This is a genomic window from Streptomyces sp. NPDC093544, assembly GCF_040683495.1.
Classification (GTDB): domain Bacteria; phylum Actinomycetota; class Actinomycetes; order Streptomycetales; family Streptomycetaceae; genus Streptomyces.
In genome coordinates, this window is the sequence record NZ_JBFBEA010000014.1 from 209,338 (window position 1) to 234,907 (window position 25,570).

General features: G+C 69.6%; 23 protein-coding genes and 1 pseudogene. 11 read left to right on the plus strand and 13 right to left on the minus strand.

What is annotated here, in order from left to right; translation table 11 throughout:
* Positions 1-154 precede the first annotated feature (154 nt).
* Positions 155-1,192 carry a PHP domain-containing protein gene (locus AB0N66_RS22675; RefSeq protein WP_365437981.1) on the minus strand — a complete coding sequence of 346 codons (1,038 nt, stop codon included), beginning with the start codon at positions 1,190-1,192 and terminating at the stop codon, positions 155-157.
* A 198-nt stretch (positions 1,193-1,390) separates the two neighbouring features.
* Between AB0N66_RS22675 and AB0N66_RS22680 the strand changes: the two genes are divergently transcribed.
* On the plus strand, positions 1,391-1,627 hold the full coding sequence (locus tag AB0N66_RS22680) for a hypothetical protein (RefSeq protein WP_365437983.1): 237 nt from the start codon (positions 1,391-1,393) through the stop codon (positions 1,625-1,627).
* A gap of 83 nt (positions 1,628-1,710) precedes the next feature.
* Here AB0N66_RS22680 and AB0N66_RS22685 read toward each other — a convergent pair whose 3' ends face one another.
* From AB0N66_RS22685 to otr(A), 4 genes are all read right to left on the minus strand, one after another.
* Positions 1,711-2,961, minus strand: a complete 1,251-nt coding sequence (locus AB0N66_RS22685) for a family 16 glycosylhydrolase (protein ID WP_365437986.1) — start codon at positions 2,959-2,961, stop codon at positions 1,711-1,713.
* 138 nt (positions 2,962-3,099) lie between these two features.
* Positions 3,100-3,672, minus strand: coding sequence for a VanZ family protein (locus tag AB0N66_RS22690; RefSeq protein ID WP_365438123.1), 573 nt, complete (start codon positions 3,670-3,672; stop codon positions 3,100-3,102).
* Positions 3,673-3,779: 107 nt separating this feature from the next.
* Positions 3,780-4,430 carry a DUF4230 domain-containing protein gene (locus tag AB0N66_RS22695; protein ID WP_365437989.1) on the minus strand — a complete coding sequence of 217 codons (651 nt, stop codon included), beginning with the start codon at positions 4,428-4,430 and terminating at the stop codon, positions 3,780-3,782.
* 382 nt (positions 4,431-4,812) lie between these two features.
* Positions 4,813-6,672 carry a tetracycline resistance ribosomal protection protein Otr(A) gene (gene otr(A), locus AB0N66_RS22700; protein WP_365437992.1) on the minus strand — a complete coding sequence of 620 codons (1,860 nt, stop codon included), beginning with the start codon at positions 6,670-6,672 and terminating at the stop codon, positions 4,813-4,815.
* A gap of 259 nt (positions 6,673-6,931) precedes the next feature.
* Between otr(A) and AB0N66_RS22705 the strand changes: the two genes are divergently transcribed.
* On the plus strand, positions 6,932-7,885 hold the full coding sequence (locus tag AB0N66_RS22705) for a ribose-phosphate pyrophosphokinase (protein WP_365437995.1): 954 nt from the start codon (positions 6,932-6,934) through the stop codon (positions 7,883-7,885).
* A 42-nt stretch (positions 7,886-7,927) separates the two neighbouring features.
* On the opposite strand, the gene AB0N66_RS22710 is transcribed toward AB0N66_RS22705, so the two are convergent.
* Both AB0N66_RS22710 and AB0N66_RS22715 read right to left on the minus strand, forming a co-directional pair.
* A complete protein-coding gene (locus tag AB0N66_RS22710) occupies positions 7,928-8,284 on the minus strand; it encodes an STAS domain-containing protein (protein WP_365437998.1) in 357 nt (118 codons plus the stop codon).
* Positions 8,281-8,910 (minus strand): PP2C family protein-serine/threonine phosphatase, encoded by a 630-nt coding sequence (locus AB0N66_RS22715; RefSeq protein WP_365438001.1) that lies wholly within the window; start codon positions 8,908-8,910, stop codon positions 8,281-8,283. The genes AB0N66_RS22710 and AB0N66_RS22715 overlap by 4 nt, the downstream gene beginning before the upstream one ends.
* Positions 8,911-9,122: 212 nt before the next feature.
* Between AB0N66_RS22715 and AB0N66_RS22720 the strand changes: the two genes are divergently transcribed.
* Entirely contained in the window at positions 9,123-13,301 is a 4,179-nt protein-coding gene (locus tag AB0N66_RS22720) for a SpoIIE family protein phosphatase (protein ID WP_365438004.1), read from the plus strand.
* Positions 13,301-13,588 (plus strand): STAS domain-containing protein, encoded by a 288-nt coding sequence (locus tag AB0N66_RS22725; protein ID WP_365438007.1) that lies wholly within the window; start codon positions 13,301-13,303, stop codon positions 13,586-13,588. The genes AB0N66_RS22720 and AB0N66_RS22725 overlap by 1 nt, the downstream gene beginning before the upstream one ends.
* Positions 13,589-13,722: 134 nt before the next feature.
* Here AB0N66_RS22725 and AB0N66_RS22730 read toward each other — a convergent pair whose 3' ends face one another.
* The gene (locus tag AB0N66_RS22730; protein WP_365438010.1) at positions 13,723-14,103 is read right to left on the minus strand and encodes an anti-sigma factor antagonist; all 381 of its coding nucleotides are present in this window, start codon (positions 14,101-14,103) and stop codon (positions 13,723-13,725) included.
* Positions 14,104-14,356: 253 nt separating this feature from the next.
* Positions 14,357-14,794 (minus strand): MarR family transcriptional regulator, encoded by a 438-nt coding sequence (locus tag AB0N66_RS22735; protein WP_365438013.1) that lies wholly within the window; start codon positions 14,792-14,794, stop codon positions 14,357-14,359.
* Positions 14,795-14,852: 58 nt separating this feature from the next.
* Between AB0N66_RS22735 and AB0N66_RS22740 the strand changes: the two are divergent.
* Positions 14,853-15,462: pseudogene (locus AB0N66_RS22740) on the plus strand (zinc-binding dehydrogenase); the annotation flags it as partial.
* 1 nt (position 15,463) lies between these two features.
* Here AB0N66_RS22740 and AB0N66_RS22745 read toward each other — a convergent pair.
* The gene (locus AB0N66_RS22745; protein WP_365438016.1) at positions 15,464-16,414 is read right to left on the minus strand and encodes an NADP-dependent oxidoreductase; all 951 of its coding nucleotides are present in this window, start codon (positions 16,412-16,414) and stop codon (positions 15,464-15,466) included.
* Positions 16,415-16,484: 70 nt separating this feature from the next.
* Between AB0N66_RS22745 and AB0N66_RS22750 the strand changes: the two genes are divergently transcribed.
* Both AB0N66_RS22750 and AB0N66_RS22755 read left to right on the plus strand, forming a co-directional pair.
* Positions 16,485-17,432 carry a helix-turn-helix domain-containing protein gene (locus tag AB0N66_RS22750; RefSeq protein ID WP_365438019.1) on the plus strand — a complete coding sequence of 316 codons (948 nt, stop codon included), beginning with the start codon at positions 16,485-16,487 and terminating at the stop codon, positions 17,430-17,432.
* 74 nt (positions 17,433-17,506) lie between these two features.
* Positions 17,507-18,364: a hypothetical protein gene (locus AB0N66_RS22755; protein ID WP_365438022.1), complete on the plus strand. Its 858-nt coding sequence runs from the start codon at positions 17,507-17,509 to the stop codon at positions 18,362-18,364.
* Between the two features lie 4 nt (positions 18,365-18,368).
* On the opposite strand, the gene AB0N66_RS22760 is transcribed toward AB0N66_RS22755, so the two are convergent.
* The 3 genes from AB0N66_RS22760 to AB0N66_RS22770 all read right to left on the minus strand — a co-directional run bounded on the left by AB0N66_RS22760 (position 18,369) and on the right by AB0N66_RS22770 (position 20,209).
* Entirely contained in the window at positions 18,369-18,923 is a 555-nt protein-coding gene (locus AB0N66_RS22760) for a TetR/AcrR family transcriptional regulator (RefSeq protein ID WP_365438024.1), read from the minus strand.
* Complete coding sequence (locus AB0N66_RS22765; protein ID WP_266471921.1) at positions 18,920-19,282, minus strand: DUF1304 domain-containing protein; 363 nt, start codon at positions 19,280-19,282, stop codon at positions 18,920-18,922. Before AB0N66_RS22765 ends, AB0N66_RS22760 begins: the two co-directional genes overlap by 4 nt.
* 93 nt (positions 19,283-19,375) lie before the next feature.
* A complete protein-coding gene (locus tag AB0N66_RS22770; protein ID WP_365438028.1) occupies positions 19,376-20,209 on the minus strand; it encodes a helix-turn-helix transcriptional regulator in 834 nt (277 codons plus the stop codon).
* Between the two features lie 254 nt (positions 20,210-20,463).
* Between AB0N66_RS22770 and AB0N66_RS22775 the strand changes: the two genes are divergently transcribed.
* The 4 genes from AB0N66_RS22775 to AB0N66_RS22790 all read left to right on the plus strand — a co-directional run bounded on the left by AB0N66_RS22775 (position 20,464) and on the right by AB0N66_RS22790 (position 25,549).
* Positions 20,464-21,897 (plus strand): aldehyde dehydrogenase family protein, encoded by a 1,434-nt coding sequence (locus AB0N66_RS22775; protein ID WP_365438031.1) that lies wholly within the window; start codon positions 20,464-20,466, stop codon positions 21,895-21,897.
* A gap of 26 nt (positions 21,898-21,923) precedes the next feature.
* The gene (locus AB0N66_RS22780; RefSeq protein ID WP_365438034.1) at positions 21,924-23,291 is read left to right on the plus strand and encodes an MmgE/PrpD family protein; all 1,368 of its coding nucleotides are present in this window, start codon (positions 21,924-21,926) and stop codon (positions 23,289-23,291) included.
* A complete protein-coding gene (locus AB0N66_RS22785; RefSeq protein ID WP_365438037.1) occupies positions 23,291-23,842 on the plus strand; it encodes a hypothetical protein in 552 nt (183 codons plus the stop codon). The genes AB0N66_RS22780 and AB0N66_RS22785 overlap by 1 nt, the downstream gene beginning before the upstream one ends.
* A 162-nt stretch (positions 23,843-24,004) precedes the next feature.
* The gene (locus tag AB0N66_RS22790; RefSeq protein ID WP_365438040.1) at positions 24,005-25,549 is read left to right on the plus strand and encodes a hypothetical protein; all 1,545 of its coding nucleotides are present in this window, start codon (positions 24,005-24,007) and stop codon (positions 25,547-25,549) included.
* Positions 25,550-25,570: the final 21 nt, after the last annotated feature.

The following is a 25,570-nucleotide window of genomic DNA, read 5'->3' on the forward strand; positions in this document are numbered from 1 at the left end:
CTTCCCTACGGGCGATGGATGAGGCCCGGGGACACTGTTCCATCCGCACCCACGGTTTGTTCAACGGGGAACTACCGGCGAGTGTTCCCCGGGGCGCATTCGGGCTCGGTGACGTGCGTCACGACGGGCAGGCCGGGGGCGCCGTGCGGTGATGTCAGGGATCACTCACGCGTGCCGGGGCCGTCCGGTCCCTGGTCCAGGACAGCAGCTCGTCGGCTGTCCATGTGGTGATCACGCGTCCCGACGGCACCCGGCACTCCTCGGCCCGCGCGCAGCCGTGGATCTGCCAGTCGAGCTGGCCGGGGGCGTGCGCGTCGGTGTCCACCGAGAACAGCACGCCCGCGTCGACCGCACGGCGCAGCAGTCGACGCGGTGGGTCGAGCCGTTCGGGGCGGCTGTTGATCTCCACGGCCGTGCCGGACTCCGCGCAGGCCGCGAAGACCGCGTCCGCGTCGAACTCCGACTCGGGCCGGCCCCGCCCGGTGACCAGGCGGCCCGTGCAGTGCCCGAGCACGTCCGCCAGCGGATTGCGTACGGCGGCGACCATACGGCGGGTCATCGGCCGCGCGTCCATGCGCAGCTTGGAGTGCACGGACACCACCACGACATCGAGCAGGTCCAGCAACTCCGGGTCCTGGTCGAGCGAGCCGTCGTCGAGGATGTCGCACTCGATGCCGGTGAGCAGCTGGAACGGCGCCCACCGCCGGTTGAGTTCCGCGACCACGGCCAGTTGCTCGCGCAGGCGCTCCGGGGACAGCCCGCGCGCCACGGTCAGCCGCGGCGAGTGGTCCGTGAGTACCGCCCACTCGTGTCCGAGTCGCGCCGCCGTCCGGCCCATCTCCTCGATCGGGCTGCCGCCGTCCGACCAGTCGGAGTGCAGATGGCAGTCGCCGCGGAGCAGCGCCCGCAGCCGCTCACCCCCCTGGGCGAGCGGCGCCCCGGCGTCCTGCTCCAGCTTCTCCAGATAACCCGGCACCTGACCGGCCAGCGCCTCGCGCACGACCTGCGCCGTCTTGGGGCCGACGCCCTTGAGCGACTCCAGCGATCCGTCGGCAGCGCGCTCCGCCACCTCGCCCTCGGGAAGCGCCGCCAGCACGGCCCCGGCGGTGCGGAAGGCACGTACGCGATAGGTGGGGGCCTGGTCCCGCTCCAGCAGGAACGCGATCCGGTCCAGCGCCTCGACGGGATCCATGGGCACCTCCCTCTCCCCAAGCCTTGCCCAGCCGTCGCCGGCCCGCACGGCGGATGGCTGCCGTCGGCCGGAGGCGGAACGCTCACCCGGCTGGGCGAACACGCCGACTTCCGCCGTCCCGCCGCACGAGGGGCCGTCGGGCGCCGGAGCCCCCCATGTGCGGCCGCTGACCTGAGGGAACCGTTCTACGCTCGGGCCATGAGCGAAATCGCGAGCCCCCACCTCTCCTACCCGCGGATCATGGTGCTCGGGGTACAGCCGGGGACCCCGCCGTTCCGGATCATGGAGATCGACGGCGAAGTGGTCGGCCGGGCTCACGCGCTCATCGACGTACTGACGACGGCCGCGGCCTACGGCATCACGGTCCACGATCTCGACGACCCGGCCGTGGTGCGCTGGGTGGGCGGCGACAAGCTGACCTGGCACGCGCGCTGAAGCTGCTGCGGGTGGGGTGAACGCGGAAGGTCCGACAGGGGTGAACCCTGCCGGACCCTCTGCTTGCCCGCCCGGGCGGTCTGTCAGCCAACCGTCCACTTCTGGTTGGCTGTGCCGGTGCACGTCCAGATCTGCAGACGTGTGGCGTTGGCCGAGTTGCTGCCGGTGACGTCCAGGCACTTGTTGGCCTGGGGGTTCACGATGTCGTTGGCCGAACTACGAGCCCACTGCTGGGCGGCGCTCCCGTTGCAGTCGTAGAGCTGGACGGTTGAGCCGTCCGCGGTGCCGCCGCTCGTGACATCGAGGCACTTGCCCAGTGCGCGGATCGTGCCGTCCGTGCCGACCGTCCACTGCTGGGCGGCGCTCGCGTTGCAGTCGTAGAGCTGTACGGCGGCGCCGTTGGTCGAGCTGCCCCCGGCAACGTCCACGCACTTGCCCGCGAGGCCCCTGATCGGGACCCCGGTGGCCGCGCTGTCGCTCGTGGTCACCTTCACCTGGTCGACGACGAGGTACTGCGGGAAGACGGTGGAGCTGTTGGGGTCGCCGGGCCAGTAGCCGCCGACCGCGAGGTTGAGGATCAGGAAGAACGGCTTGTTGAACACCCACGCGTTGCCGCCCACATCGGCGGGCGTACGCGTCTGGTAGACGATGCCGTCGACCGACCACTTGATCGAGTTGGGCGCCCAGTCGACCGCGAAGGTGTGGAAACCGTCCGCGAACTGCTGGCCGTTCGGCAGGGTGTACCCGGCGCCGATACCGGTCGAGCCGGAGTATCCCGGTCCGTGGATCGTGCCGTGGATGGTCGACGGCTCATAGCCGACGTTCTCCATGACATCGATCTCACCCGAGGCGGGCCAGCCGACCGATCCGAGGTCGTTGCCGAGCATCCAGAACGCGGGCCACATGCCCTGCCCGCGCGGAACCTTCAGCGTGGCCTCGACACGGCCGTACTGCGCCGTGAACTTGCCGGCGGTGTTCAGCCGGGCCGAGGTGTACTGACACGTTCCGTACCAGCACTGGTAGTTGGCCGGATTGTCCTTACGGGCGGTGATGACCAGGTGGCCCTGGCCGTCCAGCGCCGCGTTGTTGGCGCCGGACGTGTACATCTGCCGCTCGGCGTTGTTGACGTTGTCGCCGGTCTCGATCTGCCACTTGTTGGGGTCCACAGCCCATCCGGCGGAGCCGTCGAACGTGTCCTGGAACACCACGGCCGCCGCGCTCACGTCATCGGCCGCCGCGGGACCCGCCTGCGCGGGAGCGATGGCGGCGGACGCGATGAGGACGGAGGACAGAGCGGCAAAGAGGCATCTGCGGAGAAGGCGCGGAGAAACCACGACTCTCCCTTCTGTACGCGACCCGGGGAGAGGGGCGGGTCGACTGAGGTGGGGGGTACATGCTTTGCCTCTTGATTTAAGAAGTGAGGTAAGGGGGTGTCAAGGTCCTGGTCCGGACCAAACATTCACACTGCCGCCTCAGGCGTTCTTGGAAGTGTTTCGATCGCGACGACGCCCGTGCACCGCCCGGCTCAGCCGGCGCCCGAGCAGCAGATAACCCACCAGCGCCCCGGTCGTGTTGAGGATGACGTCATCGATGTCGAAGGCACGCCCGGTGATGAGCGCTCCCTGGAGCATTTCGACGAGCAGCATGACCGCCGCGGTCAGCAGCAGGACGCGCAGGACTCCCCGAGTCTTGGGCGCCAGCAGAGGCAGCAGCAGTCCGAAGGGCACCCCGAGCAAGAGGTTCCCGCCGATCTGCCTGAAGGCGTCGCGCATTTCCGGCTGGTTGAGATAGGCGTTCAGGGAACGGCCGGGGTGCAGGTTGGTGTGGATCAGGGCCTCTGACGCCGGGGACGGCTCCAGGGTGACCCGGGCCAGCGCGACAGCGAAGGCCACCATGGCCCCGAGGGCCAGCAGCACGACCAACAGCCGCACGGGAAGGGGAAGTGCTCCCCGTTCCCGGGCCGGCGCTCGTCCCCGTTCCTGCTTCCGCGTGGACGGCTGGCGACCCGATTTCGCGGTACGAGCGCGCAACGCCGTACGCAGCATGCGATCCTCCATGTTTCAACTGCCTGTGGGTAAAGCCGACTACCCGCGATCGGGGAATCGATGTCGTAGGGCACGGCGACTTGATGAGCTTCGCGCCGGGGCGCGGCTCAGGCGGCGTAGGTGACCTTTACCTCCGTGAAGCCGAGCGAGGTCAGCAGGCCCTTGAGCATGCTCGTGGTGTTCTCCTCGGCGCGCGCGGTGAGGTGGCTGTCCTTCGCCGCGTCGCTGATGTGCTTGACCGCGAGTTTCTGCACGGCCTGCTCGCCGTTCGGGTTGTCCGAGAAGATGTCGCCGATCCGGTCGAGGAGACCGCGCTGCTTGGAGACGGCGTACGAATTGTCGGGGTCGAGCGCGGGCTTGCCCAGCGCAGCGTGCGGCAGCCGCAGCGTGGCCGACGTGCGGTCCTCGTTGACCGTCACGTCCTTGTCGCTGATCTTGCCGAGGTCGACATACGAGTCGACCGTGCCGGCGCCCACGTACAGGGTGCGGGTGCCGCGGAGTGCGTCGGGCAGATATTTGGCGTCCTTCTCCAGGTCCACGACCACCTGGAAGTTCCCTGAGGCGGCGTCGTAACGGCTCATGTCCTGGATCGACTTGAGGAGCGTGGGGCCGGTGCGGTCGTTGGTCTCCGTGCCGAACACATCGCGCAGCCCCGGCAGAACGGCCAGCCGCAGGCCTGCGAACAGCACCACGAGCACCAGCACGAAGGCGCTGAGCACCTTGGCCCACCCGGGCAAGCGCTTGATGGACGTCGTCATGTCTACGGTCCTCCCTTTCTGGTAACCGGATGCCCCTCAAATCCCTTGGTAGGCCGACCTGTTGGTGGACCGGCGCCGTTGCCGGGTGCGCGGGGCCCGTCCGGCGCGGTGTGTCTGCTCCGGCGCGCCGGGAACCGGACGACCCGGGACGGCGGGTTCGGCCCCTTTGCCCCCTGCGTCGGGTGACCATTTCCGGGCCGGCCACACCCTGGGCGCGCCGCCAGGCCGCGGCAGCCCGGCCAGGCTCGTCAGCTTCGCGACCAGGCGCACCAGGTGCTTACGGCCCCCTGTGTACCTGGCAGTTCGCTGTACGCCGGGAACCCAGTGCGTCTAGTTGCTGTACCGAATCTGTCCGACGCACTCTGCGCCGCTGATCCCTACCTCAGCGCAACGCCCGGTCGCCCGACGCGCGGGACCACCACACGCCCTCGCCCCGGGTCAGCCCCGGAAGCCGCAGCTCGATGTCCCGCACATGCCGGGCAGGCAGCTCACCGGTGACCAGCCAGGCGGTGTGCCCTCCGGTCGTCTCCTTGAATTCCGTTCCATATGCGGCGAGTTGAGCCGTCACGGAGGCCAGCGCGTCCAGCGGGAGTTCCACCTCGAACGCGTGATATGGCTCGTACACCCGCGTCCCCGCCCGCTCCAGGGCGCGGCGCAGCACCACCGGGGTGAGTCCGCGGAAGTCGGCGGCCGTACTGAGGGGCGCGGCGAATCCCGAGCGGATGAGCGTGACCCGGTAGTCCGTCACCGGCCGGCCGTGCGGACCGGCGAGCAGGGTCGCGTGGACCGAGTCCTCGATCGCCTGGTGGAAGGCCCGGGGGAGAGCGCCGAGTTCGGTCTCGTACGAGAAGACGCCGCCGGAGCCGCGCGGCCCCGGCTCGACGCGCAGCCCGACCGTTGCCCAGAACCCGGTGTGGTCGTGCCGCTTGATCTCCTCGAACGCTTCGCCGGTGCCCCCCGGCCGTTCCAGGTAGCGCACCCGAATCGGCTCGAACTCGGCCTCGATGCCGAAGTCCTGGGAGAGCGTGGCGGCGAGGACCTCCTTCTGGACCTCGCCGTAGAGAAGCAGCGCGGTGGTGCCGGACGCGGCGGGCCTCGCGTGTGTCAGCGGGTCCTGGTCGGCGAGGGTGAGAAGCGCGGAACGCAACTGGGCCGCCTGCTCGGGGCGGATCGCCCGGACGGTCGTCTCCAGCGTCGGGGCCGCGAACTGCGGTACCCGGTCGGCGACTTCGCCGAGCCGGTCGCCGACGCGAATGCCCCCGACACCTCGGAGCACGGCGATGTTCCCCGGCGTGAGGGAAAGCGCCCGGGGCTGCCCGACCACCTCCAGGCCCAGCGCGCGGCCGGACACCTGAGTGGTCCGGCCGTCGGCCTCACGGCGCAGGAACGTCAGCCACTGACGAGGCGTCACCTCGCCTTCGTACAAGCGCAGACATGCCGTGCGCGAACCGCCGGGTCCTGGCCGTACGGCGAAGACCGTGCCGCGCGGCTCATCCGTGCCGGGGTACGCAGGGCGCGGCATCAGCCGGACCATGCCCTCGACGAGCTCGGCGACACCCTGCCCGCCCACCGCGGACCCGAAGAAGACCGGGTGGACAGAGCCGTCGGCGGTCCGGGCGGCGAGCGCCGCGCGCAGTTCGTCCTCGGTCGGCGCGGGCCCGTCCACGACCGCGGCCAGCACACCGGCATCGACCTCGGCGAGTGTGCCGGACGCCGCCTCGTCCAGCGGGCGCGGCACGACACGGGCGCGGGAGGTGCCGATGTCCAGCACGCCCGTGACGGGAACGACGTACGGAGTGAGGCGGCGCCGGATGTCGGCGAGCAGCTCCTCCTCACGCGCGCCCGCCCGGTCGATCTTGTTGACGAAGACGAGCGTGGGCAGCCGCAGCCGCCGCAGGGTCCTCATCAGGACACGGGTCTGCGCCTGGACTCCCTCGACGGCGGAGAGCAGCAGCACCGCGCCGTCCAGGACCTCCAGGGCGCGCTCGACCTCGGCGATGAAGTCGGAGTGCCCGGGGGTGTCGATCAGATTGATCTGTACGTCTCCGACGGTGAACGCGGCGACGGCCGAGCGGATGGTGATCCCGCGCTGCCGCTCGATCTCCCCGTCGTCCGTCCGGGTGTCACCGGCGTCCACACTGCCGAGCCGGTCGATGGCGCCGCAGTCGAACAGCAGCCGCTCGGTGAGGCTGGTCTTACCCGCGTCGACGTGGGCCAGAATTCCGATGTTCAGGGTGTGCATGCGTGGTCGAGTCCTCGAGAACAGTCGTCCGGTAGGGGCGCTGAGAAGTTCCGAGGAATCGGCGCATTCCGTTTCTCCTGAATTCGAGGGGATTCACAGGGGGCACTGGCCTCGTCATCATGGCGCGTCCCCAGTGGTCGTCCGCAAGCGGATTTCCCCCGGTGGGGGCACCGGGCGCGGGCCAGTAGCATGAGGCACGCATCCCGGGTCGATCATGCCTTCCGGCGGCGCATCCGGTTCGATCATGCGAGGAGCGGTCGTGCGTGACATCGCCGTGTTCAGCGGTAGTGCCCATCCCGAACTGGCCGCCGAGGTCTGCGCGCATCTCGGTGTGCCCCTCAGCCCGTGCCGCACCAGCCGGTTCGCCAACGACTGTCTGGAAGTGCAGCTCCAGTCGAACTGCCGGGAGCGTGATGTATTCCTGGTGCAGCCGCTGGTCAGGCCGGTGCAGGAGAATCTCGTCGAGCTGCTGATGATGTGCGACGCGGCGCGCGGTGCGTCCGCCGGGCGGATCACCGTGGTCATGCCGCACTACTCGTACGCCCGCTCGGACAAGAAGGACATGCCGAGGATCTCGCTCGGCGGGCGACTGGTCGCTGATCTGCTGGTGGCCGCGGGAGCGAGCCGGGTGCTGGCGATGACCCTGCACTCCCCGCAGGTGCACGGGTTCTTCTCCGTGCCGGTCGACCATCTGCACGCCCTGCGGGAGCTGGCCGCGCATTTCCGCCACTACGACCTGTCGCGTACGACGGTCGTCTCGCCGGACCTCGGCAACGCCAAGGAGGCCGCCCACTTCGCACGGCTGATCGGCGCCCAGGTGGCCGCAGGCGCCAAGCAGCGGTTCGCCGACGACCGGGTGAGCATCAGCTCCGTCATCGGTGAGATCACCGACCGGGATGTCATCGTGCTCGACGACGAGATCGCCAAGGGCAGCACCGTCCTCGAGCTGCTTGACCGGCTGAGGGAGCTGGGGCCGCGCTCAATTCGGGTCGCGTGCACCCATGGCCTGTTCGCGGCGGGCGCGCTCAAGCGACTCAGTGACCAGCCCGACGTCCTGGAGATCGTCTGCACGAACACCGTGCCGATACCGGCCGAGGAGCACACCGAGAAACTGCGGGTCCTGTCCATCGCCCCGGCGCTCGCCGAGGCCGTGCGGCGCATTCACAACGGTGAGTCCGTCAGCGCGCTGTTCGACACGCCTGAGAACGAATAGACGGGCGAGCTTCCCGGCGACGACTTCTTCGGCGGCAAGTGGTCAGGTGCGCAGGGAGTCGATGGCGTCCTCGACGGTGGGCTGGAAGACGAAGAGCTGATCGAGGCCGACGATGCGGAAGACATTCATCAGGTCGGCGTTCAGGCCGACGAAGATCAGCGGAGTGTCAGCCTTGCGGGCCCGGTGGTAGGCGCCGATGAACACGGTGATGCCGGTGGAGTCGCAGTAGGTCAGCTCGGAGACATCGATCAGTACGGCGACGCCGGGGCTGAAGGGTGTTTCCTGGATGACCCTGCTGAGTTCCGGTGCGGTGTGGTGGTCGAGTTCACCGGCTACGGCCAGCACGGTGGCGTTGTTGGAGTGCGTGAGTCGGGTGGTGGTCAGAGTGCGGTCGGTCACCTGTTCTCCTGGGCGGGTGGGGGCGTGCGGGGGTGCGGGACGGACAGGGCGAGCAGCGCGGTGTCGTCGCTCACTCCGGTTCCCAGGCCGGTGAAGAGCTTGTGCACCGTGGCCAGCAGGCTGTCGGCTCCCTGGGTGACGTGGACGGACAGATGGCGGGCCGGTCCTTCCTCGCCGAGCATGCTGCCATCCGCGGTACGGGCTTCGATGAGCCCGTCGGTGTACAACAGCAGCGCGTCACCGGGGGCGAGGCGTGTGGTGACCTGCACGAAATGAGGATCGGGCAGGAGTCCGATCAGCTGGCCGCCGCTGGTGGACACCGGTTCGACGGTGCCGTCCGCGCGTACCGCCAGGGTCGAGGGGTGGCCGCCGCCGGCCAGCGTGACGGTGAAGCACCCGTCGGCTGCGGCGTCGAACACGGCGGTGCGCACCCGGTCGCTGTCCACGATCGCCACAGTGGCCATGGGGACGTCGAAGATACGGGCGGCGAGTGAGGCGATCTTGTCGAAGGTCCCGTCAGGAGGGGTGTCCAGGACGGCGTAGCGGCGCACCGCGGCGAGCCGCCGCTGCTCGTCCGCCGCAGTGGCCCTCACGTCTTTGCGGAAGGCGTACTCGGCCCCCGTCATGTCGCCTTCCGCCCCCTCGTCGACTGAGCCTGTGCGTCCCGGACGCGGCCGTCCTATCCTACGGATCACGTCAACGAGCTCCCTCGGACGGTCCAACGGCCGTGCGGGTGTCTCACGGTCATGTGGAGCATGGCACGGGCGCGGAGGGGACAGCACAATGGACGCCGGAGGCTGCGCTCGGGCATCGGCCGTCCTGACCGAAGGGGTGGGCAGTGACGCGTTCCGAGGATGCCGAGCGGGAAGCGACAGCCTCGGCCGGGGCCGACGTGTTCGCCGCCGACGAGGTGGTCGGCCGGGATCTGGCCTCGGTGGACTGGGCGGCGACCACCCCGCTCGGGGACCCGGAGAGCTGGCCGCAGAGCCTGAAGACGACCGTGAGCATCCTGCTTTCGTCGAAGTTCTCGATGTGGATGGCCTGGGGACCAGAACTCACGTTCTTCTGCAACGCCGCCTACCGGCGCGACACCCTGGGCCGGAAGTACCCCTGGGCTCTGGGCCGGCCGGCGAGCGAGGTCTGGGCGGAGATCTGGGACGACATCGGCCCCCGCATCGACACCGTGCTCACCACCGGCGAAGCGACCTGGGACCAGGCGCTGCTGCTCTTCGTGGAGCGCTCCGGATACCCCGAGGAGAGCTACCACACGTTCTCCTACAGCCCACTGCGCGACGACGACGGCCATGTGGTCGGCATGCTGTGCGTGGTCAGTGAGGAGACCGAACGGGTCATCGGCGAACGCCGGATGGCCACGCTGCGCGACCTCGGCTCCGACCCCAGTGTGGTGCGGACCGAGCAGGAAATGCTCGACTTCGCCCGCCGACAGGTGAGCCGCAACGCGCACGACCTGCCGTTCACGCTGACCTACCTCTTCCAGGACGACGGCAGCGCCGGTCTGACCGCGGTCACCGGAATTGAGCACGATCACCCGGCCGCTGTGGAGCTTCTCCTGCCGGGCCCCGAGACGGTGTGGCCGACGGCCGCAGCGGCTCGGGGCGAGCCCGCGCTGGTCCCGTTGGACGGCGCTGTGTTCGCGGACCTGCCGACGGGGGAGTGGGCCGAAGCGCCCGTCCAGGCGTTGGTGGCGCCGCTGCGGCAGCAGGGCGGCGCCCCGTACGGATTCATGGTGGTCGGCCTGAACCGGTACCGGACCCTGGACGACGGATACCGCGGCTTCGTGGAACTGGTCGCCGGGCATGTAGCCACCGGAGTCGCCAGTGCCCGCAGTTACCAGGCGCAGCAGCGGCGCGCGGAGGAACTCGCGGAGCTGGACCGGGCGAAGACGACGTTCTTTTCCAACATCAGCCACGAGTTCCGTACCCCCCTGACACTGATCATGGGTCCGGTGGAGGAGCTGCGGGACCGGTTCGCGGACGCGGACGCTGACGTGGGCGTGCGTGAGGAACTGGAGGTCGTCCACCGCAACGGTCTGCGGCTGGGCAAGCTCGTCAACACTTTGCTGGACTTCTCCCGTATAGAGGCCGGCCGGATGCAGGCGCGCTACGAACCGGTCGACCTGGCCACGGTCACCGGTGAACTCGCCAGTGTGTTCCGCTCCGCCGTCGACCGGGCCGGCCTGGACTTCCGGGTCGACTGCTCCCCGCTGCCTGAATCGGTCTACATCGACCGGGGCATGTGGGAGAAGGTCGTCCTCAACCTGCTCAGCAACGCACTGAAGTTCACCTTCGACGGCTCGATCCGCGTCGCCGTAGGTGCCGACGACGGTGCGGCGGTGCTGAGCGTCGACGACACCGGGATCGGTGTCGCGGCGAAGGAGATGCCACGGCTGTTCGAACGGTTCCACCGCATCGAGAACGCCCGTTCCCGCTCCAACGAGGGAAGTGGCATCGGCCTGGCCCTGGTGAAGGAACTGGTCGAGTTGCACGGCGGCGAGATCAGCGCCACCTCCGTCGAAGGACAAGGCACCCGGTTCACCATCCGGCTGCCCTTCGGCTCCATGCACCTGCCCGCCGACGCAGTCCTCTCTGAAGCGGGCATCAGCTCGGTTCCCAGTGCGACCGACCCCTTCGTGGAGGAAGCCCTTCGCTGGCTGCCCGGTGAGCAGCCCGTAGCGACACCGGCCACGGTCAGGACTGCCGCGGACGGGAGTACCGACGGACCGACCACCGGCCCCGCGCTCCCGGCACACGTACTGGTCGCCGACGACAACGCCGACATGCGCGAATACCTCATCCGCATGCTGCGCGGCGCCGGTTACCAGGTCAGTGCGGTCAACGACGGCCGCCAGGCCCTGGGAGCAATAAGCGCGAAGGCCTTCGACCTGGTGGTCAGCGATGTCATGATGCCCCACCTGGACGGCCTCGCCCTGGTCGCGGCGCTGCGGTCCGATCCACGCACCGCCTCGGTCCCCGTGCTGCTGCTGTCCGCCCGGGCCGGCCAGGAAGCGTCCATCGAGGGTCTGCAGGCCGGTGCGGACGACTACCTCGTCAAACCGTTCGCGGCCGCCGAACTCCTCGCCCGGGTACGGGCGAACATCGAGTTGGCGCGGCTGCGCAGCCACCACGCCCGCTGGCGCACCGCGCTGGTGGACTCTCTACAGGAAGCCTTCTTCGTCTGTGACGAGGAGGGCGCCGTCATCGAGATCAACACGGCGTTCACCGACATCCTCGGCTACGGGCAGGAAGGCCTGCCCTACCGGCCGATCCACCCCTGGTGGCCCGACGCGACCACCGACCCCCAGGCACATCAGCAGGTCAGTGACGCTTTCGCCCTGCTGCTCGGCAATACCAAGGGCTCTTACACCATTCCGATCACCCACCGCGACGGGCGTCGGCTGTGGGTGACGGCCACCTTCAACCAGGTCGACGATCCCGACACCGGGCGCCGCGTGACCGTCGGCACCTTCCGCGACGTCACCGCCGAGCACTACGCCATCCAGCGCGAAAGCGCCCTGGCGGCCCTGGGTACCTGCCTGTCCCGCTCCACCAGCCTGCCCGAGGCGCTGGCCGGCGCGCTGAACGAACTGAAAAAACTGTGGCGTGCCCGGGGTGTCCTGGCAGCGGTCTTCGACCATGGTGACGAAGCCACTCTGACCTCCACCGACACGTCGCTCGCCTGGCCGGAACTGTCCGCCGAACGACGTGTGGCGCTCGAGAACCTGCGCCAAGGCCCGATTCTGACCCCGGTCGCCGACTACACCGGGGCCGGCATACTCCTTGAATTCCCCGACGGTCCGCTCGCCCTCTGGATCGACCTGGGCGAGAACCGGCTCTTCACCGGCGAGGACCAGCTGCTGCTGTCCCTCCTGGCCGGTCACCTCGCCCAAGGGCTGCAGCGCGCACACCAGATCGACCAGCAGCGCGAGACCGCCATCGCTCTCCAGCGCGCCATCCTCGGCCCCGCCCGGCTCCCCGCCGGATTCGCCGTCCGTTACGAACCCGCCACCCAGCCCCTGGAGGTCGGCGGTGACTGGTACGACACCGTCACCCTGCCCGACGGCCGTATCGGCATCGTCGTCGGCGACTGCGTCGGCCGGGGCCTCGAAGCCGCCAGCGTCATGGGTCAACTGCGCAGCGCCTGCCGCGCCCTGTTGCTCCAGGACGCGAGTCCCGCCCAGACGCTGATGGCCCTGGACCAGTTCGCCGCCGGCGTGCCGGGCGCGGCATGCACCACCGTCTTCTGCGGCGTCCTCAGTACCGACACCGGGGAGCTGACGTATTCCAGCGCCGGCCATCCGCCCGGCATCCTCGTTCATCCCGACGGCACCACCCGGCTCCTTGAGGACGGACGGTCCCTGCCGCTGGCCGTCCGGCCCGGCAACCAACGCCCCGAAGGTGCCTGCGCCATCCCGGCCCGGTCCACCCTGCTGCTGTACACCGACGGGCTCGTCGAACGCCGCCGCCGCCCGCTCAGTGCGGGCATCGACCAGGCGAGCGAAGCCCTTCAGGACGGCCGGGGCACAGCGGTCGACGACCTCGCCACCGACGTCATGTCGCGGTTGGCCCCCGTCGACGGCTACGACGACGACGTCGCCCTGCTGCTCTACCGCCACCCGGCCCCACTGGAGATGTCCTTTCCCGCCGAATCGTCCCAGCTCGCCCCCGTCCGCAAGACACTGCGCGGCTGGCTCGACAAGTGCGACCTGCCTCCCGCCACCGTGCAGAACATCCTGGTCGCCGCGGGCGAGGCGTGTGCCAACGCCATCGAGCACGGCCACCGCGACGCCCCCGGCGACACCATCTACTTCCGGGCCGAGGCGTATGTCGACAATCTGCGCCTGACCATCGCCGACACCGGCCGCTGGAAAGCCCCGCAGCCCGAGCTCAACACCCACCGCGGTCGCGGGATGGGCCTGATGCGCGCACTGATGCAGCAGGTGACCATCACCCCCGGCCCGTCCGGCACCACCGTCGACATGCATACGAGGATCGCCTGATGACCACTCCCCTGACCCTCACCCCCGGACGACGGCCCGACGGCACCGCGCTGCTGACTGCTGTCGGCGAGATCGACATGAGCAACACCAAAGACCTGGCCGCAGCCCTCGCGGGCACGGACGGCCCTCTGGTCCTCGACCTCACCGGTGTCGAGTACCTCGACAGCGCCGGTCTCAGTGTGCTTTTCCCGCACGCCGACCGCATCGAACTCGTCGCCAACCCCCTCCTGGAACCCGTGCTGACCATCTCTGGCCTCACCGGACTCACCACCGTCCACGGGACGTAGCCGTCACCCCTAGGCGGGGGTTGCTTTGCCGCGCTCAGGAGCCCGACGACCTCGGATGGCTGTCCTCCGGGACTCCTGGGCGCACGTCACAACCAGCCCGCCGGGGCCTTTCCTGTGGAATGCCCGCACGCAAGTCAGAAGGTGCCCGACGTGGCCTCGGGCTGCCCCAGCGCCTCGTCCAGCGACGCGGACGGAGGCAGCAGGTGTGCGAGGCCGGTGACCTTGAGGATCCGCAGGGTCAGTGGCTGGGTGCAGACGAGGTGCAGCCGGCCCTCCCGGGCGAGTACGCGGCGCCTGGCCCGGTACAGCAGGCGCAGTCCGGAGCAGTCGAAGAACTCGACCGGCCGCAGGTCGATCACGATCTGCGGTGCCTGGCCGCCTGTCGCGGAGTCCAGGAACGGGGTGATCTCCATCGCCGCGAGGATGTCGATCTCCCCGTGCAGTTCCAGCACGGTGTGCCCCCGGTGCCGGTGGACACGCAGATGCCGGGTGAGTGGTGCGGGGCCGGGTGCCATGACGGCATCACCTCCAACCGGCTGCTGAACCGTTCCTCATTGCAGGGTCCGGAGTCACCAGGGGCCGGGGTGACGGCGTCTGAGAGCTTAGACACGACACCGGGGTACTGGTGGTTGCAAAACCGTTCCTTGCTCTGCAAGTTACCCTCGTTGGAATGAATTTCAGCATGTTCGATTGACATATGTCTTCGATTTGCGCGAAGCGTCGTCCCAGCGGCTGAGCGCCGTCGTCCTCCAGGATGCGGTGTCGACGCTACGACAGTGCGTGCCAGGCCTTGGACAGGGCTTGGCGGAGCTGGTCGGCCTGGTGTGATGTGAGGTCCCGGACCATGCGTTCCTCCAGCTTCCGGACGGGCTCCGCGAACCGCGCGAGCAGTTCGCGCCCCTCGTCGGTCAGCAGGATCAGCAGCTCGCGCCGGTTGCCGGGGTTCCGCTCGCGGCGCACGAGTCCGCGGTTCTCCAGCGACCGCACCACATCGGCCACGGACTGGGCCGTCACGAACGAGTCGCGCGCGAGCTGCGCCGCCGACAGCCCGTCGTGCCGCTCAAGGATGGTGAGCGAGGTGTACTGCAGCGCGGTGATCCCTGCCGGTTTCACGAGTTCGTCGAGGTGTGAGCGTACGACGAGATCCACCCGCTTGATCATGTAGAGCAGCGACGGGTGTGCCTGCGTTGCCTGAGCGACGACCATGGGATCAGCGTAGGGCATTGACAGGAAACCTGTCCGTGAATCGACTGTGAACCAGACCGCCCCGCTGGGCTGCGGGGTAGAGACCGGTGTCGGTGCCGTCTGGAACGTACTGAAGCCGCGAGCGGGCAGCACCCTCGTCGTCCTCGGCGCCGGAGCCGTCGGCCTCTCGGCGGTGATGGCCGCAGCCCTGACCGCGACGGCCATAGTCATGGCCGTCGACATGGTCGGCGAACGCCTCTCCCTGGTCAAGGAGTTGGGCGCCCACACACACCGTCGACGCGGGCGAGGCCGGTATCGGCCATGTGATCGCGCTGCTGACGGACGGTCAGGAAGTGGACGGCGTCATCGAGACCGCCGGGAGCGTTGCCGTCCTGCGCGAGGGTGCCGACGCGCCGGCCGCGCGCGGCACCCTCGTCGTCGTAGGTGCCCCGCCCTTCGGCACCGAAGTCCCCCTGGATATCGACGGGTTGCTCTCCGGCAGGCGGATCGTCGGTCTCACCCTCGGTGACAGCGAGACGCAGACGGCGATCCTCGCCCTGGTCCAGCTGGTCAAGGAGGGCCGCCTTCCGCTGCACCGCCTGATCGGTGCTTATCCGTTCGCGGACATCGACCGGGCGGTGCGGGACATGAGCGCGGGCAGGACGATCAAGCCGGTGCTCACCTTCTGACTCAGTCGACCGTCAGCACCAGCTTGCCCGTGGTCCGGCCGGTGTCGCCGAGCGCGTGCGCCTTGGCGGCCTCGGCCAGCGGGAACGACCCGGCGATGGTCGCGCGCAGCTTCCCCGCCTCGACCAGCTCCGCGACCCCGTTCATTCCGGCGTGATCGGCCTCGACGAGCAGCTCGATCGCCCGTACGCCGAGCTTCTCGGCCTCCTCGATGAGGTCCTTCGCACCCCGCGGCAGGATCGACACCAGGAGGCCGCCCTCGCGAAGGACACGCAGTGAGCGGGATCGGTAGTCGCCGCCGACCGTGTCCAGGACGACGTCCACGTCGCTCACGGCCTCGGCGAAGTCGGTCTCCCGGTAGTCGATCGGCTCGTCGACTCCCAGTTCGCGCAGGAAGTCGTGCTTGCCCGCGCTGGCCGTGCCGATCACATACGCGCCGCGCGCCTTCGCGATCTGCACCGCCAGATGTCCGACCCCGCCCGCCGCCGCGTGGATCAGCACCCGCTGCCCCGGCCGTACGTCGGCGGTGTCGACGAGGGCCTGCCAGGCGGTCAGCGCGGCCAGCGGAATGGCACCCGCCTGCTCGTGGTCGACATTGGAGGGCTTACGGGCGAAGGCGCGCGCGGGGCCGGTGACGTACTCGGCGTGCGCGCCGACGCCGAACGGATAGGGCAACATGCCGAAGACCTCGTCGCCCGGCTTGAACAGGGTGACCCCGATACCGATGGACTCCACCACCCCCGAGACGTCCCAGCCCAGGACGAACGGTGGTTCCTTGACGAATCCGCCGCCCGCACGGTGCTTCCAGTCGGTCGGGTTCAGCCCCGCCGCGTGCACCCGGATGAGCAGCTCGCTCGGCCCCGGTACGGGCCGTTCCTTCTCCACTTCCTTGAGCACCTCGGGCCCGCCGAGGGTGTCCTGACTGATTGCGCGCATCGTGTTCGCTTGGCTCATGTGCACCAGCCTGCCGGGGTACGGCCACCAGGGAAATGGCAAGATTGCCAAGATCCGATAAGATCGTGCCATGCCTTCTGTGGAACGTGTCGTGGTCCTCGCGCTCGACGGCGTCTACCCCTTCGAGCTGGGCATCCCCAGTCGGATCTTCGGTGCCGCGGACGGCCGGTACGAGGTGCTGACCTGCACCGTCGACGGCCGGCCGGTGCGGAGCAACGCGGACTTCTCCGTCACCGTCGAGCATGGCCCCGAAGTGCTGCGCACGGCGGACACGGTGGTGATCCCGGCCATCAACCCGGACGGCGTCACCGCGGAACTCCCCGAAGAGGTGACCCGCGCCCTCGCGTTGATCCGGCCCGGTGCCCGCATCGTCTCCATCTGCACGGGCGCGTTCGTGCTTGCGGCGGCCGGTCTGCTGGACGGGCGGCCGGCGACCACGCACTGGCTGCTGGCCGACCTGTTCCGGCGCATGTTCCCGCACGTGGCACTGGACCCGGACGTGCTGTTCGTCGACGACGGCACGATCCTCACTTCGGCCGGTGCCGCGTCCGGAGTCGACGTCTGCCTGCACATCCTGCGCAAGGACCACGGCAGCGAAATGGCCAACAAGGTGGCCCGGCGCTGCGTGGTGCCGCCCTGGCGCGACGGCGGTCAGGCCCAGTACATCGAACAGCCCGTGCCCGAGTCCGCCGCGGCGAGCACCGCCGGAACCCGGGCGTGGGCTCTTGCCCGACTGGGCGACCCGCTGGTGCTGTCCGATCTCGCCGGCCATGCCCGGATGAGCCCGCGCACCTTCGCCCGCCGCTTCAACGACGAGGTCGGTCTGAGCCCCGGCCGCTGGCTCATCCAGCAGCGTGTCTCCCGGGCCCGCCATCTGCTGGAATCCAGCGACCTGTCGGTCGACCAGATCGCCGGCGAGGTCGGCTTCGCCACCGGAACCTCCCTGCGCCAGCACCTGCACGCCGCGATCGGCGTCTCGCCCCAGGCGTACCGACGTACCTTCCAGGCGACCCGCTAGGCACTGAACGATCACTGCCGCCCCCGCGTCGGAGGAGGGAACGAGAGAACGGCAGTCGGCGGACAGGGGTGGGAATGCGTAAACGAATCGCGGCGACGGTGCTGGTGCTGGGGCTGACAGCGGTGGGGTGCGGGGATGACGGGATGCGTGAGGACCTCGTGGTCACCGGAACGCCGCCGGCCACGCCGTACGCGGGGCGTCTGGACCTGCCGTTCAGGGAGAGCGCCGACGGCAGTGAACGGGAGGCCGAGGAGGGATCGGGCTCGGCAGGGCGGGCGCTGGAGTGCGACGGCGAGATCTACTCGGGCAGCGGAGGCGAGACGTGGACCAAGAGTGACGGCGGTTCGACACCGGAGGAGGGCCTGAACGCGTTCTTCGACATGGACCAGCCCGAACTGCCGCACCACGGCTACCGGATGGAGAGCAGGCAGGGAGACCGTGTCCTGTTCTCCTACGACGTCGACGGCAGGACGAAGGTCGCCGTCGTCGTCGCCAAGGACCAGCCGGACCGCCCCGGTTGGGGCCCGGAGACCAACGCCTCCTGCGACCCCGCCGAACTCCCCGCGAGCTACACCGACTCGAAGTCGTACGAGATCTGGACCGACCGCGCCGGCCACCGTGTGCCGACCACCGTGCTGTCCAGCTACGCGGGTGCGGAGCACTGCGACTGGGAGAGCGCGCACTTCCTGGGGATGGGCCGGGACGAGGACAGCAGGCAGTACGCGCGGGATCCGAAGGGGGTGCTGGGAAGCGAACTGTTCACCGCCGAATACGACGGTGACGTCCCGATGCCCGCCGACGCGCACGACACCGGATACCGCTTCAAGGACTGGCGACTCTGGCTGACGGACGACAAGTCGACGGCGTACGTCCGCACATCCGACGGGGTGGAGGCGTGGCCCGAGGCGAAGGACATGGTGGCTTGCCAGTGAGGCGTCATCGGCTCCGGTGCAGGGCGACGAGCAACTGCCATACCTGGTGGGCGACTTCGTCGGGAGTGGCATCGAGCAGACCGTGCAGCCAGTCGGCCAGGACCCCTGCGAAGGTGGCGGCCACGGCGGAGGCGACGAGCGGGGCGTCCGGGGCGCCCACGAGGGTGCGCTCGGCCAGGCTGCGGGCGCGCAGGTCCCGATGCAGTACGCGGCCGAGCGGGCCGCCGCCGCCCGGGCTCAGGAGGGCGCGGTAGAGGGGGGCGTGCGGGGGGAGCCCGGCGAAGAACGTGAGGAGGGCGGGCGGCGCGGACACCGGGTCGGGCCGGCCGCGCCATGCGTGCAGCGCGTCCACGGCCTCCCGTACGACATCGGCGCAGGTGTCGACGGCCAGCGCCTCCAGGTCGGCGTAGTGCACGTAGAAGGTGGCCCGGCCGACCCCGGCCCGCCGCACCAGGGCGGCGACACCGACCTCCTCCAGCGGGCGCTCGGCGCACTCCTCCAGGAGGGCCTGCCGCAGCTTCGCCCGGGTGCGGGCGGCCCGCGGGTCCTGTGGGGTCACCGTGCGACGAGAACGGCGGCGAGGGCGAGCGCGCCCGGCAGCGCCTGCGCGAAGAGGATGCGCCGGTTCGCGGTCACCGATCCGTACACACCGGCGACGACCACGCACACCAGGAAGAAGACCTGGACGCGGAAACCGGTCGGATCCGCGGCGATCAGCCCCCACACCAGTCCCGCCGCCAGAAACCCGTTGTAGAGGCCCTGGTTGGCGGCCAGCGGTGCGGTCGCCCGCGCCATCTCCGCATCGAACCCGTGCAGGCCGCGCCCCGGCTTGCGCTCCCACAGGAACATCTCCAGGACCAGGATGTAAGCGTGCAGCGCGGCCACCAGGCCGACCAGCACATTCGCGACCGTCTCCATCGTTCGGCAAGCCCCACTGCTCAGTGATGCATTTCATGGACAGGTGTCCACTATACCTGGGCACCTGTCCATGAAATCGCACGGCTGAGAACGTCAAAGGAGCTGCTCGCCCAGAACGGAGAGGAATTGGAGTCTCTCGTAGCTCTCGCTGCCAGGGCTGGCGGTGAAGACGGTGAGGATCTGGGACTGGTCGGGATCTATCAGGCTCTGTCCGTGCAGCTCCATGAGGCCGACCCGGGGATGCTCGATCAGCTTGGGTGCGCAGTACGGGCCGATGACGGGGTGCCGGCGCCAGATATCGGCGAACTCTTCGCTCCTGTTGAGCAGTTCCTCGACGAGGCCGGTGACGCGGGGGTCGTCGGGGTGGCGGGTGTGAGCCGCGAGGAGTTGGGCGGTGACGGTCCGGCCGTGCCCGGGGTGGTCGTCGGCCGGGAAGAGCTGCCGTTCGACGGGGTCGGTGAACCAGCGGAAGGCCAACGAGCGGGCCATACCGGTGTGTTGGGACTGGTCGCCGATCAGGAGAGTGGAGAGCCGGTTCTGCGCGAGTGTCTCGCCCAGATGGTTGATGATCTGGGCCGGACTGTCGTCCATACGCTGGAAGATGCGCTGCATGCCGGGGTTGATGTGGTCGGTGCGGGAGACGCGCTTGGGAGTGCCGTACCCGGCCAGCCGGAAGAGGTGATCGCGCTCGTCCAGCGACAGGCGCAGGCCCTGTGCGAGGGCGGCGAGCATCTGCTCGGACGGGCGGGGGCCGCGCTGCTGCTCGATACGGCTGTAGTAGTCGGTCGACATGCTGCTGAGTGCGGCGACCTCTTCGCGGCGCAGACCCCCGGTACGGCGACGGCGGGTGCGCGGCAGACCGACATCCTCCGGCTGCAGCGCCTCGCGCCGGGTGCGCAGGAAGTCGGCGAGCTCGGCGCGGTCCATATGCCTACTCCTCTCACGCATCGGGGTGGCCGGAGCCCTCTGTGGGAGAGGCTTCGACCCGCTCCTCGGTAAGCGACGCCCAGGTCAGACGCATTCCCGCCATTCAGCTTCGCAGGTCGGGCGCGGCCGTTGAAGAGCTCAGCCAGGGTCAGTCGGTCCGTGGACAAGTTGCCATCAGCCATACGATATGTGACCTGGATCACGGGACATTGTGTCCCTGGATGTGCCCATTGGCTCCTGTGACGCTGGACGGCATGAACGCCAACAGCGAACTCAGCTTCCCCGCCCCCGCCCACTGGATCGACGGCAAGGCGGTCCCCTTCGACGGGCCCGTGATCGAGGTGGTCAACCCGGCCACCGAGGCCGTCATCGCCACCGTCCCCGACGGCACGGCCGACGACGTGGACCGCGCCGTGGCCGCGGCCACCGCCGCGTTCCCGGCCTGGGCCGCGACCGACCCGGCAGAGCGTGCCGCCGTCGTCCGACGCATCGCGGCAGGGCTTCAGGCGCGCTCCGAGGAGATCGCCGCCACGATCAGCGCCGACATGGGCGCCCCGATCTCCTTCGCCCGCATGGGCCAGGCGGGCCTGCCGGTGATGGCCGCCGAGGCCACCGTCTCCGTCGTGGCGGACTTCCCCTGGACCGAGGAGATCGCGAACTCCCTGGTCGTACGGGAGCCGATCGGTGTGGTCGGCGCGATCACTCCTTGGAACTTCCCGCTGCAGCAGGTCATCACCAAGGTCGTCCCGGCTCTCCTGGCGGGCAACACCGTCGTGCTCAAGCCGTCGGAGGTCGCCCCGCTGGCCGCCCGGATCCTCGCTGAGGTCACCGCCGAGGCCGGTCTGCCCGCCGGGGTGTTCAACGTCGTGCACGGCACCGGTCCGGTCGTCGGTGAGGCGATCGCCTACCACCCGGGCATCGACATGGTGTCCTTCACCGGCTCCACCCGCGCCGGCAAGCGCGTCTCGGAGGTCGCCTCGGCGAACGTCAAGAAAGTCGCCCTGGAGCTGGGCGGCAAGTCCGCGAACATCATCCTGCGGGACGCCGACCTGAAGGACGCCGTCACCCGCGGCCTTTCGAGCGCCTGGACCAACAGCGGGCAGGTCTGCGGCGCGTACACCCGCATGCTGGTCCCGGCCGAGCTGCACGACGAGGTGGTCGACCTGCTCCGCGAGGCGGCCGCCGCGTACTCGGTGGGCGACCCGACCGAGGAGACCACCCTTCTCGGCCCGCTCGCCTCCGAGGCCCAGCGCGCACGCGTCGCCTCGTACATCGAGCGCGGTGTCGCCGACGGTGCCACGGTCGTCGTCGGCGGCCCCGGCCGGCCCGAGGGCCTGGACACCGGCGCCTATGTCCGGCCCACCGTCTTCGCGAACGTCGACCCCGACTCCGTCATCGCCCGCGAGGAGATCTTCGGCCCCGTGCTGGCGGTCATCCCCTACACCGACGACGACCACGCCGTGCAGATCGCCAACAGCACGGACTACGGCCTCAACGGTGCCGTCTTCGGCGAGACGGAGCACGCGCTGGCCATCGCCAAGCGGATGCGCGCCGGGCAGATCGACGTCAACGGTCCGCAGATGAACCTGCTCGCCCCGTTCGGCGGCTACAAGCAGTCCGGCAACGGCCGTGAGATGGGCCGCTTCGGCCTGGAGGAGTTCCTGGAGACCAAGGCCATCCAGCGCTGACCACCCCCACCGCGACGAGGTACGTGATGAGTGAGAACACTCTGGCGACCCGGCTGGCAGCATGGGTCACCGCCCTTGAGTACGACCAACTGCCGCCCCGTGCGGTCGAGATGGCGAAGCTGCTGATCCTCGACCAACTGGGTCTGCAGGTCCGCGGCGCGACCCTGCCCAACGTCCAGCCCGAGCGGCGGCTCGTCGAAGCGATGAAGGCCGCGCCGCAGAGCACGATGGTGCTCTCCGACGCCCGGACGGTCGCCCAGTACGCCGCCTTCGTCAACGGAACCCTGGGCGCCGCCTTCGAGTTCGACGACGTCCACATGTACGCCGCGCACATCGGCTCGGCCGTGGTGCCGACCGCCCTGGCGTTCGGCGAGAGCACCGGTGCGAGCGGCCGTGAGGTGCTCACGGCCGTGGTCGCCGGGGCGCAGGTGATGTCGTTGCTGGGCGCCACCACCTTGCGGGACATGGTCGGCGTGGGCTGGCACGCCTCCAAGATCCTGGGCACGTTCGCCGCCGCGGCGACAGCGGGACGCCTCCTCGGCCTCACCCCGGTCCAACTCACCGACGCCCTCGGGATCGCGGGCAGTGACGCGGGCGGCACCATGGAGTACGAACGGAGCGGCGGCGAGGTCAAGCGGATGCACTCCGGATCCGCCGCCCGCAGCGGCTCCCAGGCCGCGCTGCTCGCCCTGGACGGACTCACCGGACCGGCGACGATCATCGAGGGCGAGCGCGGGCTGTTCCAACTCTTCGCCGACACCCGGGACACGTCGGGCATCGACGGGCTCTGGGACCACTTCCACATCGTCGACACGATCTTCCGGCTGTATCCGACGATCGGATCCGCCGGACCGGCCATCGAAGCCGTAGGTCATCTCCTGACTCACGACGACCTGCCGTGGCGCGACATCAAGGAGATCAGGCTCGGTCTTCCCGCGATCGCGGTCGGGCACGGGGCGGCGGTCACCCGGCCGACCGACATGGTCTCGGCACAGTTCAGTACGGCGTTCAGCGTGGCGCTGCGGCTGGTCCGAGGCCACAACCGTCCCGAGGATTACATGGATCCCGCCCTGTGGGCCGACCCCGATCTGCTCTCCGTCGTCGACAAAGTGGTGCCGTACGCCATGGAGTTCCCGCCGGACGCGCCCTTTCTGAGCTGCCGGGTCGACATCGCCCCCGCCGACGGCCGTGTGCTGTCCCACACCCAGTACGGCGTTCGGGGACACCCCTCGTACCCCGACACCGAGGACGCCGACATCGAGATCAAGTTCCTCGACAACGTCGAAGGCGTCATCAGCGGCCCTGCCGCGCGACAGATCATCGAGGGCACCAACGGACTCGAACGCCTCGACGAAGTGGTCGAGTTGATGAGTCTCACCGGACGGAGAGAGTAATGGCCCGACTGCAAGACCCCGATGCGAAGGACATCCCCGAGGAGGTCGCCCGGTTCCTGGCCGACTTCCCGCCGGACCCGATGTTCAAGATGCTGGCACACTCACCGTCCACCGTTCGGCCCTTCATCGGGCTGGCGCAGGCCCTCTACACCTCGCTGGAACGTCCGGTGCGGGCAAGGGAATTGGCCATCCTGACGGTGGCCGAAGGCGTGCAGTGCGACTTCGTCCTCACCCAGCACGTGCCCATCTCGCGGGACGCCGGCGTGGACGACGAGACCCGCGAACTGATCAAGAACGGGGACCATACGAATCCGGCACTGTCGAAGCAGGACCGTGCGGTGATCCGGTTCGCCGCCGAGGTCGTCGCAGGACCTCGGGTGTCCGATGAAGTCTTCGCCGCGGCGAGTGAGTTCCTCTCCCCGCGCGAGCTCGTCGAGCTACTGCATGTCTGCGGCTACTACTGGACGTTCAGCCATGTCTGCACCGTCCTGGACGTGCAGCTCACGCAGACGTACGCGCAGTTGCAAGGAGAGAGCGGCTGGACGGCCTGATCCCTGTCCATGCCTGGGAGGCCGGAGCCGCGAGGGCTACGCGCGGCGCGGGTTGCCGCGCTGGTGAGCCGGGTAGCGATGCGGCGGTCTTCTGTTTTCTGAGGGGGAGTTGATGTGTCGGGCAGCCTCGCGCCGGCCGGGTGGAGCGGGAGTGAGCGGGGCATGTGGGCCGCTTTCCGCAGGGGGGAGTGGTTCGAGGACGGGGGCGAGGTCAGGGCGTCCGTCGTACGGAGACTGCTGCTCGCCCCGCCGCCCGCCGAGCCGGGACATCTGCCACGGCTGAGACTGAGGGATGTGCGGATCACCGGGCGGCTCGACCTGACCGAGGCCCTCGTAGCCGGCACCCTACGGCTGCGCAACTGCCGCTTCGAGCAGGCTCCTTGCCTCGACGGCGCGTCGCTGGGCGCCCTGGAGATGCGCGACTGCGTACTGCCCGCCCTGTCCGCGGTGGGAGTCACGATCGGCGGGAAGTGCGAGATCGCCGGTTGCCGGGTGGAGGGTCCCATGGATCTCTACGGCGCCTCGATCGGCGGCACGCTGCACGTGGAGAACAGTCGTCTGACCGGGCGGGGTGAACGCCGCGGCGAAGGGGCGCTGCAACTGGTGTGCGCCACCGTGGGAGGGGACATCCAGGCAGGCTGGGGGCTGCGCGTCGACGGCTGCACAGACCTGCGGGACACCTCGGTACGCGGTAGCGTCGTACTCAAGCGCGCCGAGCTGATCAACCCCGAAGGCACGGCCTTCAAAGCCAACAGGCTGCACATCGGCGGGGATTTGAACTGCCGCGGCGGGCTTGTCGCCGAAGGCACCGTCGATCTGTGCGATGCCCGGGTGGGTGGCGGCGCCCTCTTCGAAGGAGCCCTGCTCACCGCAGAGCACGGGCCCGCGCTGCGCGCCCACGGCATAGATGTGGGCGCGGTGTTCAACTGCTGCGACGGGTTCACCGCGCGCGGCAGGGTCACGCTCAGCAGCATCACGGTACGCAGCCGGGTCTCTTTCCAGGACGCCGTCATCGACGTGCCGTCCGGAAGCCCCGCCCTCACCTGCCGCCGCTCCACCGCCTCCGAACTCGCCCTGCGTCCCCGCGAGCCTGTGCGGGGCACTGTCGACCTCAGTCACACCCGGCTGACCATACTGCGCGGCGCACCGGAGAGCTGGCCGGGCACGGTACGCCTCGAAGGCGTCCTCTACGACAGCCTGCTGCCCCAACTCCCCGCTGTGCAGCGGCTTCCCCTGCTCGCCCGGGATCCCGAGGGATTCACTTCGCAGCCGTACGAGCAGCTCGCCGCCGCGTACCGCCTGCACGGCCGCGACGCCGACGCGCGCACGGTGCTGCTCGCCAGGCAGCGCCGGCTGCGCGGCACCCTGCCGTGGCCGGGGCGGGTGTGGAGCAGGCTTCAGGACGTCACCGTCGGATACGGGTACCGGCCGATGCGCGCCGTGTGGTGGCTGTGCGCGATCATGTTCAGCGGGACCCTCCTGTTCACACGCTGGCCCCCGCAGGCGCTGGCCCCTGGCAAACCGCCCCGCTTCCAGGCCGCGATCTACACCTTCGACCTGGTGCTCCCGCTCGTCGACTTCGGGCAGGAGCAGGCGTTCAGCCCAAGTGGCGGGCTGCAGTGGGCGGCTGTCGTTCTTGTCTGTCTGGGCTGGTTGCTCGCGACGACGGCCGCCGCGGGAGCCAACCGCATGCTCCGCAGGTCCTGACCCCGGAAGTCATGAGGCGGC